The organism is Methanoculleus marisnigri JR1 (assembly GCF_000015825.1).
Classification (GTDB): domain Archaea; phylum Halobacteriota; class Methanomicrobia; order Methanomicrobiales; family Methanoculleaceae; genus Methanoculleus; species Methanoculleus marisnigri.
In genome coordinates this window covers 2,460,953-2,478,101 of the sequence record NC_009051.1, presented here as the reverse complement: position 1 = coordinate 2,478,101, position 17,149 = coordinate 2,460,953, and the positions used below count along the sequence as shown (strand labels likewise).

General features: G+C 64.6%; 22 protein-coding genes. 8 read left to right on the top strand and 14 right to left on the bottom strand.

Features of this window, described 5'->3' with window-relative positions:
* Nucleotides 1-445: 445 nt before the first annotated feature.
* Nucleotides 446-943, top strand: coding sequence for a MogA/MoaB family molybdenum cofactor biosynthesis protein (locus tag MEMAR_RS12355; RefSeq protein ID WP_011845333.1), 498 nt, complete (start codon nucleotides 446-448; stop codon nucleotides 941-943).
* A gap of 78 nt (nucleotides 944-1,021) precedes the next feature.
* Here the strand turns inward: MEMAR_RS12355 and cgi121 are convergent, their stop codons facing one another.
* From cgi121 to MEMAR_RS12325, 6 genes are all read right to left on the bottom strand, one after another.
* Nucleotides 1,022-1,549 (bottom strand): KEOPS complex subunit Cgi121, encoded by a 528-nt coding sequence (gene cgi121 / locus MEMAR_RS12350; protein WP_011845332.1) that lies wholly within the window; start codon nucleotides 1,547-1,549, stop codon nucleotides 1,022-1,024.
* 7 nt (nucleotides 1,550-1,556) lie between these two features.
* Complete coding sequence (locus MEMAR_RS12345; RefSeq protein WP_011845331.1) at nucleotides 1,557-3,695, bottom strand: ATP-dependent DNA helicase; 2,139 nt, start codon at nucleotides 3,693-3,695, stop codon at nucleotides 1,557-1,559.
* A 76-nt stretch (nucleotides 3,696-3,771) separates the two neighbouring features.
* Nucleotides 3,772-4,314 (bottom strand): KH domain-containing protein, encoded by a 543-nt coding sequence (locus MEMAR_RS12340; RefSeq protein ID WP_011845330.1) that lies wholly within the window; start codon nucleotides 4,312-4,314, stop codon nucleotides 3,772-3,774.
* Between the two features lie 23 nt (nucleotides 4,315-4,337).
* Nucleotides 4,338-5,114, bottom strand: a complete 777-nt coding sequence (locus MEMAR_RS12335; protein WP_011845329.1) for a serine protein kinase RIO — start codon at nucleotides 5,112-5,114, stop codon at nucleotides 4,338-4,340.
* 7 nt (nucleotides 5,115-5,121) lie between these two features.
* Nucleotides 5,122-6,069 (bottom strand): tyrosine--tRNA ligase, encoded by a 948-nt coding sequence (locus tag MEMAR_RS12330; protein WP_011845328.1) that lies wholly within the window; start codon nucleotides 6,067-6,069, stop codon nucleotides 5,122-5,124.
* A 54-nt stretch (nucleotides 6,070-6,123) separates the two neighbouring features.
* Entirely contained in the window at nucleotides 6,124-7,149 is a 1,026-nt protein-coding gene (locus MEMAR_RS12325) for a type II glyceraldehyde-3-phosphate dehydrogenase (protein ID WP_011845327.1), read from the bottom strand.
* Between the two features lie 280 nt (nucleotides 7,150-7,429).
* On the opposite strand from MEMAR_RS12325, the gene MEMAR_RS12320 reads away from it, so the two are divergent.
* Nucleotides 7,430-8,011 carry a GNAT family N-acetyltransferase gene (locus tag MEMAR_RS12320; RefSeq protein WP_011845326.1) on the top strand — a complete coding sequence of 194 codons (582 nt, stop codon included), beginning with the start codon at nucleotides 7,430-7,432 and terminating at the stop codon, nucleotides 8,009-8,011.
* 164 nt (nucleotides 8,012-8,175) lie between these two features.
* On the opposite strand, the gene MEMAR_RS12315 is transcribed toward MEMAR_RS12320, so the two are convergent.
* Nucleotides 8,176-8,385 carry a hypothetical protein gene (locus MEMAR_RS12315; protein ID WP_011845325.1) on the bottom strand — a complete coding sequence of 70 codons (210 nt, stop codon included), beginning with the start codon at nucleotides 8,383-8,385 and terminating at the stop codon, nucleotides 8,176-8,178.
* A gap of 68 nt (nucleotides 8,386-8,453) precedes the next feature.
* Nucleotides 8,454-8,738: a DUF5661 family protein gene (locus MEMAR_RS12310; RefSeq protein ID WP_011845324.1), complete on the bottom strand. Its 285-nt coding sequence runs from the start codon at nucleotides 8,736-8,738 to the stop codon at nucleotides 8,454-8,456.
* Nucleotides 8,739-8,848: 110 nt separating this feature from the next.
* On the opposite strand from MEMAR_RS12310, the gene MEMAR_RS13220 reads away from it, so the two are divergent.
* The 3 genes from MEMAR_RS13220 to MEMAR_RS12295 all read left to right on the top strand — a co-directional run bounded on the left by MEMAR_RS13220 (nucleotide 8,849) and on the right by MEMAR_RS12295 (nucleotide 9,774).
* Nucleotides 8,849-9,208 carry a hypothetical protein gene (locus MEMAR_RS13220; protein WP_011845323.1) on the top strand — a complete coding sequence of 120 codons (360 nt, stop codon included), beginning with the start codon at nucleotides 8,849-8,851 and terminating at the stop codon, nucleotides 9,206-9,208.
* Between the two features lie 68 nt (nucleotides 9,209-9,276).
* Nucleotides 9,277-9,489: a KTSC domain-containing protein gene (locus MEMAR_RS12300; RefSeq protein WP_011845322.1), complete on the top strand. Its 213-nt coding sequence runs from the start codon at nucleotides 9,277-9,279 to the stop codon at nucleotides 9,487-9,489.
* A 45-nt stretch (nucleotides 9,490-9,534) separates the two neighbouring features.
* Nucleotides 9,535-9,774 carry a KTSC domain-containing protein gene (locus MEMAR_RS12295; protein WP_011845321.1) on the top strand — a complete coding sequence of 80 codons (240 nt, stop codon included), beginning with the start codon at nucleotides 9,535-9,537 and terminating at the stop codon, nucleotides 9,772-9,774.
* Between the two features lie 15 nt (nucleotides 9,775-9,789).
* Here the strand turns inward: MEMAR_RS12295 and MEMAR_RS12290 are convergent, their stop codons facing one another.
* The 3 genes from MEMAR_RS12290 to MEMAR_RS12280 are packed head-to-tail and all read right to left on the bottom strand — an operon-like array spanning nucleotide 9,790 to nucleotide 12,171.
* Entirely contained in the window at nucleotides 9,790-10,212 is a 423-nt protein-coding gene (locus MEMAR_RS12290) for a metal-dependent transcriptional regulator (protein ID WP_011845320.1), read from the bottom strand.
* A 13-nt stretch (nucleotides 10,213-10,225) separates the two neighbouring features.
* Entirely contained in the window at nucleotides 10,226-11,941 is a 1,716-nt protein-coding gene (locus tag MEMAR_RS12285; RefSeq protein ID WP_011845319.1) for a ferrous iron transporter B, read from the bottom strand.
* Nucleotides 11,938-12,171: a FeoA family protein gene (locus MEMAR_RS12280; RefSeq protein WP_011845318.1), complete on the bottom strand. Its 234-nt coding sequence runs from the start codon at nucleotides 12,169-12,171 to the stop codon at nucleotides 11,938-11,940. The genes MEMAR_RS12285 and MEMAR_RS12280 overlap by 4 nt, the downstream gene beginning before the upstream one ends.
* Before the next feature lie 170 nt (nucleotides 12,172-12,341).
* Here MEMAR_RS12280 and MEMAR_RS12275 point away from each other — a divergent pair, with 170 nt between their 5' ends.
* The 3 genes from MEMAR_RS12275 to MEMAR_RS12265 are packed head-to-tail and all read left to right on the top strand — an operon-like array spanning nucleotide 12,342 to nucleotide 14,152.
* Nucleotides 12,342-13,268 (top strand): ROK family protein, encoded by a 927-nt coding sequence (locus MEMAR_RS12275; RefSeq protein ID WP_011845317.1) that lies wholly within the window; start codon nucleotides 12,342-12,344, stop codon nucleotides 13,266-13,268.
* A 9-nt stretch (nucleotides 13,269-13,277) separates the two neighbouring features.
* Entirely contained in the window at nucleotides 13,278-13,787 is a 510-nt protein-coding gene (locus MEMAR_RS12270) for a dual specificity protein phosphatase family protein (RefSeq protein ID WP_011845316.1), read from the top strand.
* Nucleotides 13,784-14,152 carry a YigZ family protein gene (locus MEMAR_RS12265; RefSeq protein ID WP_011845315.1) on the top strand — a complete coding sequence of 123 codons (369 nt, stop codon included), beginning with the start codon at nucleotides 13,784-13,786 and terminating at the stop codon, nucleotides 14,150-14,152. Before MEMAR_RS12270 ends, MEMAR_RS12265 begins: the two co-directional genes overlap by 4 nt.
* On the opposite strand, the gene MEMAR_RS12260 is transcribed toward MEMAR_RS12265, so the two are convergent.
* The 3 genes from MEMAR_RS12260 to MEMAR_RS12250 all read right to left on the bottom strand — a co-directional run bounded on the left by MEMAR_RS12260 (nucleotide 14,142) and on the right by MEMAR_RS12250 (nucleotide 17,033).
* Entirely contained in the window at nucleotides 14,142-14,534 is a 393-nt protein-coding gene (locus MEMAR_RS12260; RefSeq protein ID WP_011845314.1) for a hypothetical protein, read from the bottom strand. The genes MEMAR_RS12265 and MEMAR_RS12260 overlap by 11 nt on opposite strands.
* 383 nt (nucleotides 14,535-14,917) lie before the next feature.
* Nucleotides 14,918-16,330 (bottom strand): hypothetical protein, encoded by a 1,413-nt coding sequence (locus tag MEMAR_RS12255; protein ID WP_052291874.1) that lies wholly within the window; start codon nucleotides 16,328-16,330, stop codon nucleotides 14,918-14,920.
* Nucleotides 16,317-17,033, bottom strand: coding sequence for an ABC transporter ATP-binding protein (locus MEMAR_RS12250; protein WP_011845312.1), 717 nt, complete (start codon nucleotides 17,031-17,033; stop codon nucleotides 16,317-16,319). The genes MEMAR_RS12255 and MEMAR_RS12250 overlap by 14 nt, the downstream gene beginning before the upstream one ends.
* Nucleotides 17,034-17,149 lie beyond the last annotated feature (116 nt).

The following is a 17,149-nucleotide window of genomic DNA, read 5'->3' as shown; positions in this document are numbered from 1 at the left end:
AGAGTAAAAAGGGAAAAGAGAGCAGGGTACGGAAAACAGGATACCGAGAGGGAACAAAAGAGCAAACCAGGGCAGGGTACATCTTCTCCGGCAGGAACCCGATCGGGCATCCTCTCCGATCGATCGATCCGCCGGAAGAGAGCCCGGGGAAGTCCCGGTGCAGAACGGATCGGGAGGTCCGATCGGTTCGCGGGAGAGCATTTTGCCGGGCACCCGGGTTTCATCCGATCGGTTTCATGAAGACGATCCTGTCAATCCTTGTGGGTTAACAGGTTTCCTCTCCGCAAATCCTGTATTCAGGTTCCTCCCCCCTCTGCCCTCCTCCATCCCTGGCCCGCGGCGTCCTTCTTTTCTCCACGCGAAACAAAGGGGTCGGGGATTGAACTCTCCCGGATGGGGGATAGAATCAAGTAAAATACATGGTACAGGGGTACTGGAAGAACCTATGGACAGCAGCCATCTTAAACCGCTCACCGTGACCGGTGCGGTCATCACCGTCTCCACGACCCGGAAACCCGAGACCGACGCCAGCGGGAAGGCGCTCATCGACCTCCTCTCCGCCGCGGAGATCGAGGTGACCCACTATTCCGTCATCCCCGACGATCTCGAGCGGATCCGCTCCGAGGTCCGCGCGGCGCTCTCGCGTGCAAACTGCGTCATCGTCACCGGGGGCACCGGGCTCACCTCCGACGACGTGACCATCGAGGCCGTCGCACCGATTCTTGAAAAAACGATCGACGGGTTCGGGGAACTCTTCCGGTTGAAGAGTTACGAAGAGATCGGGACGTCCGCGATCCTCTCGCGGGCGATCGCCGGGGTCGTCGGTGGCCGGGCGGTCTTCTGCATCCCGGGCTCGACGAAGGCGGTCACCCTCGCCGCACGGGAGATCATCATCCCCGAGATCCGGCATATCCTCAGTCACGCGTCGGCCGGTCAGCGGTAGTGCGCCGTTTCACCTGTGAAGTATAGCAACAAGGTCTCACGCGAAAGACGCGAAGCCGCGAAAAAAAATTCGTCGGGGTCAGCGGTAGACGTCGAGGAGCGCCACCCGCTCGAGCACCAGTTCGCGGAACCGCTCCTCCCCGACCACTGCAACCTCCTCGGGGGTGATCGAAAAGAGGTCCGCAAGAAGCGCCCTTTTTGCGGGATCGATCTCCTCCCCTCCCTGTTCATCGTCAACGAACCTCACGAGACCGGCAAGCCGGTCCCGGACGCCGGGCACCGGGGGACAGACGGCGACATACGACCGGTTTTCGCCCGGGTGGATCCCGAACGACGAGGCCACCTGGCACTGCCTGGTTCCCGCGGCGTAGAGGAGTGCCTCCATCTCAAGCGAGTTCGCGATCGCTTCACCGCCGGTCCACGACCGGCAGGCATGCCTGAGCGCCGCCTCGACGTGATCCCGTCCCGTCAGGCGGTCGGCGTCGAAGAGGATGATGTGCGTCTCAAATTCGTCGGCGATCCTCCGGATCTCGTTTAAAAACCCGATCTTGTCCTCGATCGTAAAGACCGCCCGGTAGACTTCGCATGCTATCTCTGGTTCTGCCATTGTTCATTCACCCGAACCGGGAGAGGGTCGACTGCTCCTCGCCGACACCCCCGATCTCGTCCCGGACACCATCGAGCTGCTCGAAGACCTGTGCGGCGATCCCCTGCCCGAGAACCTTCCCGACCTTCTCCGGCCCCGCCTCCCGGAGCGCCTCGATCGAGTCGATACCGTTGTTGAAGAGCCGGCGGGCCCGGACCCGGCCAATCCCCCGGATCCTGATGAGCGGCAGGAGCTCCTTCTTGATACCGTGCTTGGTCCGGAGTTCCATCTCCTCGATGGGGGCCTTGAGGTGCGGGGCGAAGAGCCCGGCGAGGTGCCGGCTCGCGTGAACCAGCCAGGCGACGCTCTCCACCATCCCGTAGACGTCGCCCGGCCCGACGCTGTATCGTTCGCAGATGACGTCTTCGCCCACCTCGTCCCCCCAGTCGGCGAGGAGGAGCGCGGTCTTGAGGCTCCGGTCGAACCCCTCGTCCGCGTCCCAGGGGATCTCCATCCAGAGTTCGTCCCGGTGGTCGGCGAGGAACCGGTCGAGGGCGTACATGTCGTTTTTGCGGACAAAGAGCGTCGGCATGTCCGGCGTCGCGCAGAGGAGGTGGAGGAAGCCGATATCGGTGTACTCCTTCTGGCGCGTCATCGCGTTCACGATCACCTCGGCGCTCCGGGGATCGATGTAGAGCCGGGAGACGAGCGACCCGTACTCCGTGGCCTCGAGCCACTCCCCCACCTCGGTGATCATCTCCGCTTCCCGCAGGAACTCGAGCACCCGGTCGACCGCCCGTTTCAGTGCACGCGGGCTCTCGCCCTGGTGGGCGTAGAACGTCCCGTCCATGAACCCGAGCACCTCCCCGCGTTCGCGGGCGAAGCCGGTCGCGATGAGCGAGAGGATATGGGTGCAGAGGACCGCCTCTTCCGCGCACCGGCTCCGGACGTCTTCTGCCATCGCCTCAATGTAGTAGTCGAAGAGCTCGTCGACCATCTCCTCGGACTTCGCGATCAGGACGGCCTCGCCGTAGGGGTCGAGGCGCGGCCGCCCGGCCCGCCCGGCCATCTGCCGGTACTCCCGGACCGGGATCGGCATCATCCCCTCCCCGGCGTTGAACCGGAGGTAGTCGCGGACAATCACCCGCCGGGCGGGGAGGTTCAAGCCGGCCGCAAGCGTCGGGGTGGAGGAGATGACCTTGATCTGCCCCTCGCGGAACCCCGCCTCGACGAGCTGGCGCTCCTCCCGCGAGAGCCCGGCGTGGTGGAACGCCGCTCCCTGGGCGACGCAGGCGGCGAGGATCTTTCCCATATCGGTCGAGGCGCTCGACCGTATCTTATCGGCGTAGCCGGCGAGGATGGGGTTTGCGATCTTTAAGCCCGATGCCGCGCGTTTCGCGAACGCTTCGGCGTTCTTCCTCGAGCTGACGAAGACCAGGCACTGCCCGCCCTCCGTGACCGTGTCGAGGACGAGATCCAGGTCCTCGTACTTGCTCTTTCGCTCAACCTCCCGGACGCTGTCGGCAAACCTGATGCCGTCTTCGAAGAAGACCCCCTCCCGGAGATCGACCGGCCGCCACTCGCTCTCGACGAGTTCGGCATCCAGCCATCCGGCGAGGTCGGCAGGGTTCCCGATGGTCGCCGAGAGGGCGATGATCTGCATCCCGGGGTTCTTGTGGCGGAGTTTCGCGATCACCATCTCGACCGTCGCCCCCCTGGAGGGGTCGTCGATCAGGTGGACCTCGTCGACGACGAGCAGGCTGATCTCCGCGAGCCACGGCGTCCGGTTCCGCAGGAGCGAGTCCACCTTTTCGCTCGTCGCGACGATGATGTCGTTTCTCCCGAGATACTCGTCTCTTCGATCGAAGTCGCCGGTCGCGATCCCGACACGGAGGCCCTTCCCCGAGAACTCCTCGAACTTCTCGCTCGCGAGCGCCCGGAGAGGGACGATGTAGAGGCACTTGCCGCCCCTCGCCACCTGGTGGTGCATCGCCATCTCGGCGACCAGAGTCTTGCCGCTCGCGGTGGGGATGGCGACGAGGAGGTTCTTTCCCGAAAAAAGGCCCGCTTCGACGCAGGCGGCCTGCGGCGGGTAGAGTTCCGTGATCCCGCGGCGTGCGTAGCCGGCCGCGAGGTCCGGCGGGACGGGGAGGTCGGCTATCTCCATGTGTACCCCTTCATTTCCACTGCAAACCGCATATCTTCCGTATCGTCATGGGCGGGGTCGGTCCGACCCGGCCGCATCACGAGTAGTACTCCAGCATCGCCTGCTTGGCTTCCTTCTTCTTCCGGTCGAGGAATCCGTAGACGTGCTCGTGCGGCACGCCCTGGATCAGCATCTCGATTGCTTTCCTCGCGGTCTCGGCCTGATCCGGGAGACCGATGATCGCGACGGTCTTGCCGTGAACCGAGATCTCTGTCGCGGTCATATCCTCGATCTGGGCGCGGGACGTTCCCGACTTCCCGATGATCCGGCCCCGGAGCCGTTCGAGCTGCCGCGTCGTCCCCGAAAGGTCGGCGAGGTCGAGGATATCGAGCATCATATCTTCATCGTCGAGGAGACGGAACGCACGCTCCGGCGAGAACCCCCGGTTGATCGCGGAGACGACGTTCGTCGCCGTCATGACGCCGACGGGGTCCTCCCCTTCGAGCGTCACGAGCCCTTCCTCGCTGTCGATCCGGAGGGTTATCCCGGTCTTCTCTTCGATCTCGCGCTTCGTGGACCCGCTCTTCCCGATGAGTACACCGATCCTCGCTGTTGAAACTTTCATCTCCTGTATGGTCATGGTTGCATCCCTCCTTCCGGTGTTCAGGGCTCCCGGCGTCCGGTGCCGACGAGCGTTCCGATGATCTCCTCCTCGTCGACCACGTCGCAGTAGCGGGAGAAATATCGATTGAGGTTCTTGATATCCCGGACCAGAAACACCGACGCCCGCGGGTGATCCAGGGTGACTGCCTGTCCCATATCGATCAGGTATGGTTTCTCGTGGTAGAGGATATTGTATTCGGAGAGGTCGGCGTGAACCAGGCGCGCCTCCCGGTAGAGTTTCTCCACGTAGCCGAGAATCTCGCGGTATACCTTCCCGTAATCCTCGACCTCGGCGTTCCGGATCTGGGGATACGGCACCTCGTCACGCCCGAGGAACTCCATCAGGAGGATGTTCCGGTCGAATGCGAGTGGTTCGGGGGCCGGAATCTCCGCCTCGTGTGCCCGGGCCAGGTTGCTGAACTCCTTTTTGGTCCAGGCGAAGATGAGGCCCTTGCGCGTCCCCCGGACGCTCGAGAACCGGCGGTCCCCCGCCAGGTACTCGTTCATCGCCTTGAAGTTCGCGGTCTGGATACGGTAGATCTTGATCGCGAGCCCCTGCCCGTCGCGCTCGCCGTAGAAGACGTTCGCCTCTTTTCCGGTGCTGATCGGCCCGCCGATGACCGTGATCAGTTTTTTCTGGACGAGCTTGTAGAGGGCGAGAAGGGTGACCTCGTCGAAGACGTCGTCCCGTACCTTCACGGTGTTGGCGTCTTTTATCCTGACGCCCATCGCCTCGATCTTGCGGTCGAACCGCTCGTGCTCGTCTCTCTGACCCACGGCCGGATCACCTGCTGCAGACGTAGTCGTGTACGGGGGCGAGGATATCGATGAGGTGCGCGGCGGCGGCGTTCTTGAGGTCCAGCGGGTGGATCTCGCCCGCCGCGTAGGCCCGTTCCAGGTCCTCGTAGGCGGCAAACTCACGGTCGCCGCCGAACTTCTCGGGCCGGCGGATGGCGACCGCACCCGCCCGGGGGAAGACGTGGTAGCGCAGGATCTCGAGCACCGGGTTGTTCTCGACCTCGGGCGGGCAGAACGCCTTCTTCATCTTCTTTTTGATATCCTCCTCGGAGTCGGCGACCGATATGACGTTTCCGGCCGACGACGACATCTTCTTCCCGTCGAGGCCGTTGATGATCGGCGTATGGATGCAGACCGGCGCCGGATACCCGATCGAGGGAAGGTGTTCCCGGGCGAGCATGTGAATTTTTCGCTGGTCGATCCCGCCGACGGCGGCGTCCACCCCAAGAGTCGCGATATCGACCATCTGCATGATGGGGTAGACCATCTGCGAGACCGTCGGGTTGTCCATCTGCCGCCCGACCTCGTCCATGCTCCTCTTCGCCCGGTTGAGGGTGATCGCCTGGGAGAGTTCGAGAACGGCAAGCTCGTACTCCGGCGTGAGCTGCACGTCCGAGCCGAGGACGTAGTTTGCGCCGCGGAGGCCGAGCCCCTCAAAGCAGCGGCGGTTGTACTCGGCCGTCTCGCGGATCTCTTCCATCGTTCCCTTGCGGTTCAAGAACGCGTGGAGGTCGGCGATGAGCACCGTCACCTCGAACCCCGCCTGCTGCAGGTCCATCAGCTTGTTCACCGTCACCATGTGGCCGAGATGAATCTCCCCGCTCGGCTCGTAGCCGGTGTAGACCCGCCTGACCGGACGGTCGATGAGCGCACGCAGTTCCTCGTCGGTGACGACCTCTACCGTATTCCGCGTCACCAGTTCATACGGATCCATTAAAAATAGTGGGTCTGCCGGAGAGTTAATCCTTCTTCCTCCCCCGCTCTCTGTTCACCCGATAGCGACGAGACCGAGCGCTTCGTTGGTCATCCGGATGGACTCCTGCGGATCCTTTACCGTTCCCATCAGGGCGCGGATGCAGTCGATGTTCTCGGGGACGACGTCGGCCTCCTGGTGGATCGCCTGGAAGCAGTAGAACTCTTTGCCGTCGAGGATCGAGACCGACTCCTCGAAGACCCCGTTCTCCCAGAGATCCGTCCGCGGCCGGCCGAGATCCTGGGTGTACTCCCGGAGCTGGGCGTTGCTCTTGATCCCCATGGTCTTGCGGACGAGCCCGATCCGGCTGTGGTTCTCAAAGACCTTCAGCACCTCCTCGCGGGTGGTCTCCTTCTTTAAGTCCATCTGGATCGAGTGCATGTGCATAAACGTCGTCGGGACGATCATCGCGAGCGTGACGATGTTGATGTGCGGGAGGACGGTGTTGACGTCAGGGCCGTGGTGGCTCGGGATGGACGCCGGGTTCAGGACGATGGCATCGATCGGTCCCCGCTTCACGTCGTCGGGGTCCGCGCCGCGCCGGACCATCACCGCCCGAACCCGTGCGACGCCGAAGGCCTGGTCCAGGGCGTGGATGATCCGGACGAGCCCGGTGGAGTTGCACGAGACGACCCGGGCGAACTGGTGGTTTTCGGCCTCGTTGTAGTTCGCGTGGGCGTTGAAGGAGAACCCGGCGACCTCGTGATCTTCGCCGCCCTGAAAGATTGCTTTCTTGCCGAGTTTCTCATAGATCGGCCTGTTCTTCTCGCCGACGCCGCCGGGGGTGGCGTCTACGACGATATCGGCGGCCTTGAGCATCGCTTCGACGTCGCCGGCGACCTCGATCCCGGCCTTCTCGAACGCCGGCTTCTTCCCGAGGTCCGCGATGTAGAGAGGGTACCCGCGCTCTTTCGCGATGTATGCCTCGGCGGAGACGCTCGTCTTGGAAACCCCGATGACTTCCATATCGGGCTGTGCGGCGACCGCATCGGCGACCCGTTTGCCGATGGTGCCGTACCCGTTGATCGCGACTTTGATCATGCAAGATGGAATACAGAACAAAAATTAATAAAGGTTGCTGGTTTGCAAATAGGAAGTATATTAGATATTCTTATCGAAAACGGACTCTTCCGGGGTCCGACAATTCCCGGAACTCCGCGTAAAAGGAGCGGATGGAACCTCAAGATATAAACACGGCAGGGTCCGTACGGATCCAAAAATCGCGGGACGGCTCCTGCCGGTTCTCTACCTCCCCCCTCCCCGGAGGTCTGGACGCGGTGCGGCAGGACTTATATCCAATCGGCGCCATGGAGGTATGTCCATGGATCAGCCCCCCGTCCTCATAACCGACCGCCTGCTCCTGCGGCCGTATACCCTGGCAGATGCCTGCGCCGTGCAGCGGCTCTGCGGGGACTACGCCGTCTCCGCGACGACCCTTCTCCCCTACCCGTATCCGGACGGCCTTGCCGAGCTCTGGATCGCCTCCCTTCGCGAAGGCACCGAACGCGGCGAGGCCGCGGCTTTCGCCGTCACCCTTGCCCGGGACGAAGTGCTCATCGGCGGTGCCCGTCTTCGGATCGAGACCGCTCATGCCCGCGGCGAACTCGGGTTCTGGGTTGCGAAGTCCTGCTGGGGCAAAGGGTATGCCACCGAAGCCGTCCGTGCGGTGATCGAGTACGGGTTCTGTGTCCTCGGGCTGCACCGGATCCATGCCATGCACTTCTCCCGCAACCCCGCATCCGGCCGGGTGATGGAGAAGTGCGGGATGGTGCACGAGGCGCACCTTCGGGAGCACGCGAGGAAGTGGGGGGTCTTTGAGGACGTCGAGGTCTGGGGGATTCTCCGCGACGATTGGCGGGAGCGGTGTAATGATCCGCCAACCCGGGGATCCCCGGAGCATTGAACCGGGAGGTTCAATCCACGAGCTCCTGCGGTACGGGGATTATATTACCCCTCCCGGTGATGGAGTAATGGGGAATGTGGACGGGGTTCGCCCCCCACTCTGTTGTCGCCCCGCCTGTTTGGAATGACCGTTTTCACCGGAGAGCCGGTCGGCTGTTTGAGGTCTTATCTCTCGACAAAGACGGCGTAGCCCCGGTGCCCGCCCTCGGTGGCGGTCCCGAGTACGAGTACGTCATCTCCCCGCCGCTCCAGTTGCTGGGCGTGCGCCGTTGCAGCCTGCTGGGTCTCGTAGAGCCGGTCGGCGTAGTATTCCCTTCCGTCGATGGCCCGACGTTGCCGGATCCTGATCCAGTTCTCCCTCGAACTCCGATCCATGGTTTATCGTTTCAGCGGGCAGGCAATAGTTGTTGTGCATTGCTCCCGCCGGGCACAATCGTCAGGCGTTATTGTGCCTGCGCTTTTCGCTCCTCCCAGTAGGCCTCCGCTTCTTCTTCCATCTCCTCGAGCCGGTCGTAGTAGTCCGGAAACTCGTTTAAGTGCGCAAGCGCTATCTTTGCCGTCAGGAAGAGGTCGTCGTCGGTGACGTTCGTCCCCGGGTCCCGGAGACCGTGCTCGAGTTCCACGACCATACCGCGCCGGAACTGTTCGACGTCGAACTCCTCCCAGGTGATGCCGAGCTGCTTGCCCATCGCCCTTGCTTCTTCCGATGTTACGTCTCTTCGTGCCATGTGGGTCTCCCCGGAGGGGGATAGCTTCGCGAAGTTATGAGCCTGACGGAGGCGTGAGGCGGACGAGCCGAAACCTCCTTCTTTTCCCGGCGAGCACGGTAAGTACAACCATGACGGAAGGGGATGACCCGGTGCGGGAGGAGAAGAACCCGGTCTTTGCGGCAGGTCTCTCCCTCCTCTTCCCGGGGCTCGGACAGGTCTATAACGGAGAGACCGGCAAGGGTATCCTGGTGCTTTTTGGGGTGCTCGCGGGGCTTCTCGTGATGCTCATCCCCGGGGTGGTCGTCTGGATATTCGGGATCTACGACGCCCGGGCGACTGCCCGCCGGATGAACGCCGGCGTCGTCCCGTTCCGCGAGATGCGCTTCGCCTCGGTCGTTCTCTTCATGGCGGTCTGGATGGTCGGGGTGCTCGTGTTTTTCACCCTTCTCGCGCTCGCGGCGTTCGCGGCCTTCACCGTGGCGGCATAGACCCTCCGCCCGATCGCGGCGCATGCCCCCCGCAACTCTTATGCCCACAACCCCCTTTACTCCCGCCCATGCAGCGCCAGCTCGTCGAGTCTACCAGTATCAAGTCGATCGGCTACGACCCGGAAGACGAGGTTCTGGAGGTCGAGTTCCATAGCGGCGGGGTCTACCACTATGTCGGCGTGCCGCCCGACGTCTACGAAGGAATGCTCGCGGCCCGGTCGAAGGGGCGGTATTTCGGCGACTTCATCCGGCTGCGCTACTCCTACGAGAAGGTCCGGTGAACCCCCCGTAACCGCTATCATCTCCGCCCGCCACAATCTGCCCGCATGTTCCGACAGTCAGCCGGACGCTCCGGCGCCGTGCGTTCCGTCGGTTACGACCCGACGACAAAAGCACTCCTCGTCATCTGCGAGAACGCCGGTGCCTACCGTTACGCCGGCGTTCCAAAAGAGGTCTACGACGGTCTCCTTGCAGCCCCGTCGAGGGAGCGGTTCGTCCGCGAGTCCATCGAAGGCAGGTACCCGCGGGAGAAGTTTCCCTGCATGATGGTGGGGGAGGACGTCTGACGCGAACCTGTCTCACTATTCGTGTCTCTGGAACTCCTCGAACGCCGCGAGGCACCGCTGGCCGTCCGGGCTCTCGCTCAGGAACTCGAGAAAGAGCCGGAGGCGCTCGAGCGTCTCCGGGCTCACGTGATGCTCGAACTGGCAGGCGTCCGTCTCCGCGGTCTCTCCCTCGACCCCCAGGAGCTCCAGCAGATCCGCAAACGTCCTGTGCCTTCTCTGGAGATCGCGGGCCATCTCTTCCCCTGCCGGGGTCAGCGTCGCGCCCGCGTAGGACTCGTATACGATGAGCCCCTCCTGCTCTAGTTTCCGGAGCATCTCCGTGACCGATGGCGGTTTGACGTCGATCGCTTCCGCGATCCTGCCGGTCTGCGCCCGCCCCTCCTGTCTCTCGAGCAGGCATATGATCTCGATGTACTCTTCCGTCGTCTTCCTCCGCATCTCTCCTTCCTCCTTAAAACCCGATCAGGATCATCCGCAGCGCGCCCCCGACGAGGAGGGCTGTCGTCACCATCACGCCTGCGGCGGCGAGCATCCCCCGCGCCCCGAGTTCACGGAGGAGCACCACGAACGTCGCCACGCACGGGAAGTAGATCGTGAGCATCGTCACCGCGATCACGAGCTGCTCCGGGCTCATCCCGAGCGGCACCAGCATCCCCACCGCGAGATCCTTTCTGAGGAACCCGACCAGGAGCGCGACGGCCGCTCCGGCAGGGAGACCGAGCCAGGCCTCCATCACCGGGGCGAAGGCGGCCGCGAGCAGGTCGAGGAACCCGACCGAATAGAGCAGGTTGACGAGCAGGATACCGAGGAAGAGGTAGGGGATCGCCTCCCCGATGAAGCCCCGAACCCGCATCCAGGTCTTCGTGACGGTCGCCCGCAGATCCGGCGCCCGGTAGGGCGGGATCTCTAAAAATATCTCCGGGCACTCGCCCGGCACGACCCGGTTCAGGATCAGGCCCGCAACGACGTAGACGAGCGCGAGGGTCACAAAGACCATCACCACGTACTGGAGGCCGAACGGCCCGAGAACCCCGAAGACCATCGCGATCTGCGCCATGCACGGGATCGCAAGCGACATGAGGGTGGCGGCGATGAACCGCTGCTTCTTCGTCTCCAGCACCCGGGTGGCGAGCGCCCCCGGCACGTTGCACCCGAACCCGAGGAAGACCGGGATGATGCCGTAGCCGTGCATCCCGAGCCGGTGGAAGAAGGTGTCGGCCAGCGTCGCGAGCCTGGGGAGGTAACCGGTATCCTCGAGGATCGAGAGGACGAGGTAGAACGCCACGATGTAGGGGAGGATCATGGCGAACGGAACGTACAGCCCCGTCGTCAGGAGCCCCATCGACTGGACGTAATCGATCTCGCCGTCGATGAGGTGCCCGATCAGGATCTCGTGCAGGATCCCGGGGCCGAGGAGGTCGCTCGCCCTCATGACGATCGGGGTATAGAGGTCGAAGAGCGGCTCGAAGACGTACGCTATGAGCCCTTCGCCGATCCACCTGACCGCCAGGAACGCGGCGGCGATGACCGCGAGGGCTATGAAGAGGCCGGTGGTCGGCCGGATGCTCGCCTCGCTGAGTCGGTCGGCGAGGGTGTGGTGCCGGTGGGCGATCGTCTGCACCGCTCCGGTGATCCGGCCGACCGCCACCCACCGCTCCTCCTCGCTCATGGGCCGTATCGTCGCCGAGGGGCGTGCCTCGCCGAGCCGTTCCACGAGTTCCCGGATCCCCTCCCCGGAAAGGCCCACGGTCGGGACGACCGGCACCCCGAGGAGCGCTTCAAGCCCGGCGACGTCGATCGTGATGCCCTGGTGCCCGGCCTCGTCCCAGAGGTTGAGCGCGACGGTCGCCGGGACCCCGCGCTCCAGGGTCTCGAGGGTCAGGTAGAGGTTCCTCTCCAGGTTGGTCGCATCGACGACGTTGACGACGACGTCGGCCTCTCCGAGGATCTCCGCGGCGACCTCTTCGGCCGGGTTCGTGGGGGTGAGGGAGTAGGTGCCGGGCGCGTCGATCACCGCGGCGGGGCCGTCCGGAAGATGCATCTTCCCGCGGGAGACGTCGACGGTGGTCCCGGCGTAGTTCGAGGTGATGACCCGGGTGCCGGTCAGCCGCGAGAAGATCCCGCTCTTCCCGACGTTCGGGTTGCCCATCAGGACGACGGTCTTCATGCGGCAACGTCCACGACGACCCTTACGGCCATTCCGCGGCCGAGCGTCACTTCCCGGCCATCCACTTCGATCACCACCGGACCGCCGAGGGGGTGACGGGTGACGACAGTGAGGTTCTTGCCTTCCCTGATTCCGATGGTTCTGAGTTTCCGGATAAAGCCCGGATTCCCGATAAATCGGGCGATGGCTCCCTGCATGCCCGGTTCCAGTTCAAGCAGCGTCTTCTCCATGGTGATCATTTTTAGGTATACCTAAATCTTGGTGTGGGAAGTAGATATACCTTACTTTTGTAGCCGCGGTCTCTCTCCCGGATCCGCCGGCCCGGCCGGAAGCAAGGTTTATCCCGGTGGTTCGCGTAATCCGAGAAGAGAAGCACCTGCTGTCCAGAGGAGTGACCCATATGACGACCGTGATTGCCGTTGACCTCGGCGGAACCAACCTCCGCGCCGCCCTGGTAGGCTCCGACGCGACCCTGCTCGCCCACGACGCCGTCCCGACGCCGACTGCAGGAGCATCCGGGGAGGTGATCACCGCCGCGATCGCCGCCCGGGTGGAAACCCTCCTCGCGTCGCCGCAGGGGCGGGAGGCCGCGGCCATCGGCGTCGCGTCGGCCGGTCCGCTGGACCCCGCCCGTGGGTGGGTCGTCGACTCCCCAAACATCGCCTTCCCGGTCGTGGAGATCGTCGAACCGCTCCGGGAGCGGTTCGGGCTGCCGGTCGCCCTGATCAACGACGCCCGGGCCGGCGTCCTCGGCGAACGATGGGCGGGCGCCGCCCGCGGCTCCGATAACGTCGTCTACATCACCCTCTCGACCGGCATCGGCGGGGGCGCGGTGGTGAACGGCCGCCTGCTCCTCGGGATGAGCGGGAACGCCGGGGAGATCGGGCATATCCCCGTCGATACCCGCTACAACCTCGTCTGCGGGTGCGGGTTTGCCGGCCACTGGGAGGCCTACGCCTCTGCAAAGAACATCCCCGGGTTCTTCGCGGCGTGGCGGGATGCGGCCGACGTCCGGGATGCGGCCTTCGACCCCTCCTCAACCCGGGCGATCTTTACGGCGGCCAGGGCGGAGGACCCGGTCGCCCTCGCCTTCATGGAGGCGCTCGGGGAGATGAACGCCCGGGGGGTCTCCAGCGTCATCGTCGCCTACAACCCCGAGGTGATCGTCTTCGACGGACCGCTCGCCCGGTACTACGGAGATATCGTGATCCGGCAGATGGAACCGTTCATCGACCGCTACCTCGCCCTTCCCCGGCTTGTCGTATCGGATCTCGCAGGGCAGGCGCCGCTTCTCGGGGCGGCGGCATACGCGCTCGAGGCGCGGTGAGGAGGGCATATGATCGAGATCTACCAGAACCTCTACATCGGGACGCAGGAGGACTACGAGGTCGCGGTGGAGGCGCACGAGACCTGGTGCGTGGTGCACGCCTGCCGGAGCCCCTACCACTGCCTGGCAGTCACCTACTCCCCGCTCGGCACGGTGCCGCCGGATCACCCCGAGCACCTGGTCGCCCGGCGGGGGAACCGGCTGATGCTCAACCTGGTCGATGCGAAGGATCCCGCCGACGTCCCGAAGGAAGCCGTCGATGCCGCTCTCGCCTTCATCGACCGGTGCCTATCGGAGGGCCGGCAGGTGCTGGTCCACTGCGGTTTCGGCGTCTCCCGGTCGGCGGCGATCGGGCTTCTTTACCTTGCGGCCTACACCGACGTCCTGCCGAGGGAGAGGTTTGCCGACGCCGAGGAGGCCTTCCGTAAGATATACCCGCCCTACAAACCCGGCCGGGGGATCAGGGGTTTTCTCGAGGCGCACTGGGACGAGTACGCAAGGAGGCGGGTGGCGGCGTGACCGCAGAACCCCTCGGCACCGCCGCGACCGAGGTCCGGCGGTCGCGGTTCTACGCTCACCTCTACCGGGTCGAAGGATCGGAAGACGTCGCCCGGGTTCTCGCCGGCCACCGGGAGGCCTACCGGAAGGCCGCCCACCACTGCGCCGCCCTCCGGTGCGGAACACTGGAGGAGTCCAGGAACGACGGCGAGGTCGGCCGGCCGGGAAGGATCCTCCTCGCCCTGCTCCGCAAGCACGGCCTTGAGAGCCACGCGCTGGTGGTCTCGAGGATCTTCGGCGGAGTCCTCCTCGGTCCGGGGAACGTCGGACGGGCGTTTCGCGACGCCGGGGAGGCGGCGATCCGCGAGGCAGGGACTACCCGGTGACGAGAACCTGTTGCCGGGCGGCCGGGATGCCCGCGGGGAGGATTGCCGAGACGGGGGCGAAGGCGGCAGCCCGGGCGAGGACGGCCCGGAGCGCCGCGGCCGGCACCGTGTAGCGCTCGCCGGTGACGAGCTCGAAGACGACCGCTTTGCCCGTCCGCGACCGCTCCGCGCGGCCGACCGTATCCCCGAGAACCGGGCCCCAGTCGTCGCGAAGCAGCCTGACCCGGGCCGGGTACCGGCCGCCGAGCGCCTGCTGGAGGTCGCCGGCCCGCGCTCCGAACCGCCTGCCGTCGAGAGCGATCTCGACGATCCGGCAGGGCCGCCCCCATTCGTCGGCCGCGGCGCACCTGCTGTTCTGGAGGTAGCCAGCTCTCTCTAGCATACTCCCTGAGTCTCCCGGAGGGGTTTAAAAGCCGCGCCGTGCGGGGGGTGAAAGTGAGATACCCTTCACGGGCTGGCGGCCAGATTGCCGGGAATTATCCCTGCCACACCCTGTCGCTCACGCGACGCGGCGAAATTTGCGTGAGATGGGATCTCGCCGCTATTCCTCAACCGCTAACTCACGCGAAGTGCGACGTTCCAACGGAACGGAGCATGAGAAGCCGTAGGCTTCGAGCCGCGACTGTCCACAGGACGGGAGCGTGAGAAGCCGTAGGCTTCGAGCCGCGAAGAACGCGAAGTCCAGCATATGGGTTGACGTCCCCCTCTTCGCGCCTTCGCGTCTTCGCGCGAGATCTTCTTCCCACCCCAAAAATTCCAGTTGCGTCAGTACCCCGGCATCTCCCACGCCTGCCACTTCATCCGCCCGCGGGAGAGGAGGAGCGCCGCCGGCGCGACGAGGAGGAGGCTTGAGGCCGCGTAGGCGGGGTCGAGGATCGAGGCGAAGATGAGGAGCAGGAGCGCCGGGCTTATCGCGAGCAGGTAGCGGAGAAAGACCCAGGCGGAGTAGAGCATCACGTTCGGGTGGAGCCCCGTGAGGTAGACCGTCACCGCGAGGGTGTAGGCCGAGACCGAGGCGAACGCGGCAAGTGCCGGGAAGAACGTCCCCGCCCCGCCGGAGGTCGCCGCCGCGAGCACGAGCACTCCGAGCGGGAGGAGGTTTGCAAGCGCATAACTCTTCAGTTTCGCGTCGATCACCTCCGAGACCTCCACCGGCAGGAAGGCGTAGGAGGTGAAGGAGTCGAACTCGGTCAGCCAGTTATAGATGGTGGCCGATATCACCCCGAGCAGAACCGCGAAGACGACGAGAGGGTCGATCCCGGGGATGAACCGGATCAGGACCCGGAGGCAGACCCAGACGAGGCCGAGGGGGAGGAGGAACGAGAAGATCACCTTCCCGGCACCGCCTTCGCTCCGGAGGAGGTCGAGGGCGTCCTTCGCGATGAAGTGGGCGCTCCCGAGGGTGCCGACCCTCTCCGCGAGGGGATCGAGGCTGTTTTTAAACCGTTTCGTCCGGTCCGGGTAGTCGACGGTGACGAAGAGCACCGAGGCGGCTGCCGGGACCAGGATGAGGAGGAGCGAGATCGCGAGCGGTTCCACCGCGGGGTCGAGGAAGAAGGCGTACGGGGGGAGGACGGCGGAGACGGTGATCGCCCCGAGGCGGAACGCCGCAAGCGCGAGCACCGCGAGCACCGTCGCAGTTCCGGCGAGGAGCGTAACAGAGCGTGCGTAGAGGGTCGAGAGGAAGCAGACGGCGGAGAGGCCGAGGAGGAAGGCGAGCGCGAGCGAGACGAACGCGAGGACCGCCAGACCCGGATCGAGGCCGATGAACGGCGTCGCCACGGCAAACCCGGCCGCGAAGGGAAGGACGTAGAGCAGGATGTAGTAGACGGTATCCTTCACGAGAAACGCGCCGAATATCCGCCGCTCGGAGACGGGGAGGCTCCGGGAAGCGTAGGCGATCAGGCTGGCCTGCCCGAACCGCCGGTTCATGAACTCCCGGCCCATGAGGCCGAACGACCCCACCATCACGCCCATGAGCAGGAAGAGAGCGTGCGCAAAGAGCGCGACCACGTCGTAGGGAAACACGTCTGCAAAGAGCGGGAGGGTGAGCGACCCGAGAAGGGCAAAGACCGCAATGACCGCCGGGAAGAGGGCGAACCCGAGGCTCCCGAAGATCGTCGAGTGCATCCGCCACTCTTCCTTCATCATCGCGCAGAAGAGGTCAGGCACCGGCATCACCCTTGACCAGGTCGAGGAAGAAGGACTCGAGGTGCCGGCCCGATCCGACGAGGTCTTCGACCGGGCCGGAGTGAAGGATCCTGCCGTTGTGGATGACCCCGATACGGTCGCAGATCTCTTCGGCGATCTCGAGGATATGGGTGGAGAAGAAGACGGTCCCGCCGCCCTGGACATACTCGCGCAGGAAGTCTTTGACCGTCCGCTGCATGATGGGGTCCAGGTTGATCAGCGGCTCGTCGATGAGGGCGAGCTCTGGTTCGTGGAGGAACGCCTGCGCAAACATCAGTTTCTGCCGGGTGCCCCGGGAGAGATCCTTGCAGAGGACGTCCCGCTTGTCGCCAAACTCCAGCAGGTCGAACCAGCGGTCGCACCGCTCGTCCACCGAGTCGAGGTTTCGGATGCTGGCCACGAAACGGAGGTACTCCTCCGCGGTGAGGAAACTCGGCGGCGTCTCCTGTTCGGGGATGATCCCGACGAGCCCCCGGACCCCGATGGGATCCTTCGCCGCATCGAGCCCCATCACCCGGGCCGACCCGGAGGTCGGCGGAATCTGCCCGGTCAGCATCCGGATCATCGTCGTCTTCCCCGAGCCGTTCGGCCCGAGCAGGCCGAAGAGCTCCCCTTCCGCAACGGAGAACGATACCCTGTTCACCGCGGTGACGTTGCCGTAGTTCTTCGTGAGTTCGGTTGCCTCTATCATCTGCCGCACGCGAGACACGCTCCTTCGGGTTCTTCTTGAAGGAACATCGGTAAACGGTGCATATAATACCTTTCCATTTCGCCGGCCCGTCTTCGGGCCGTATCCGCAAAAATAAT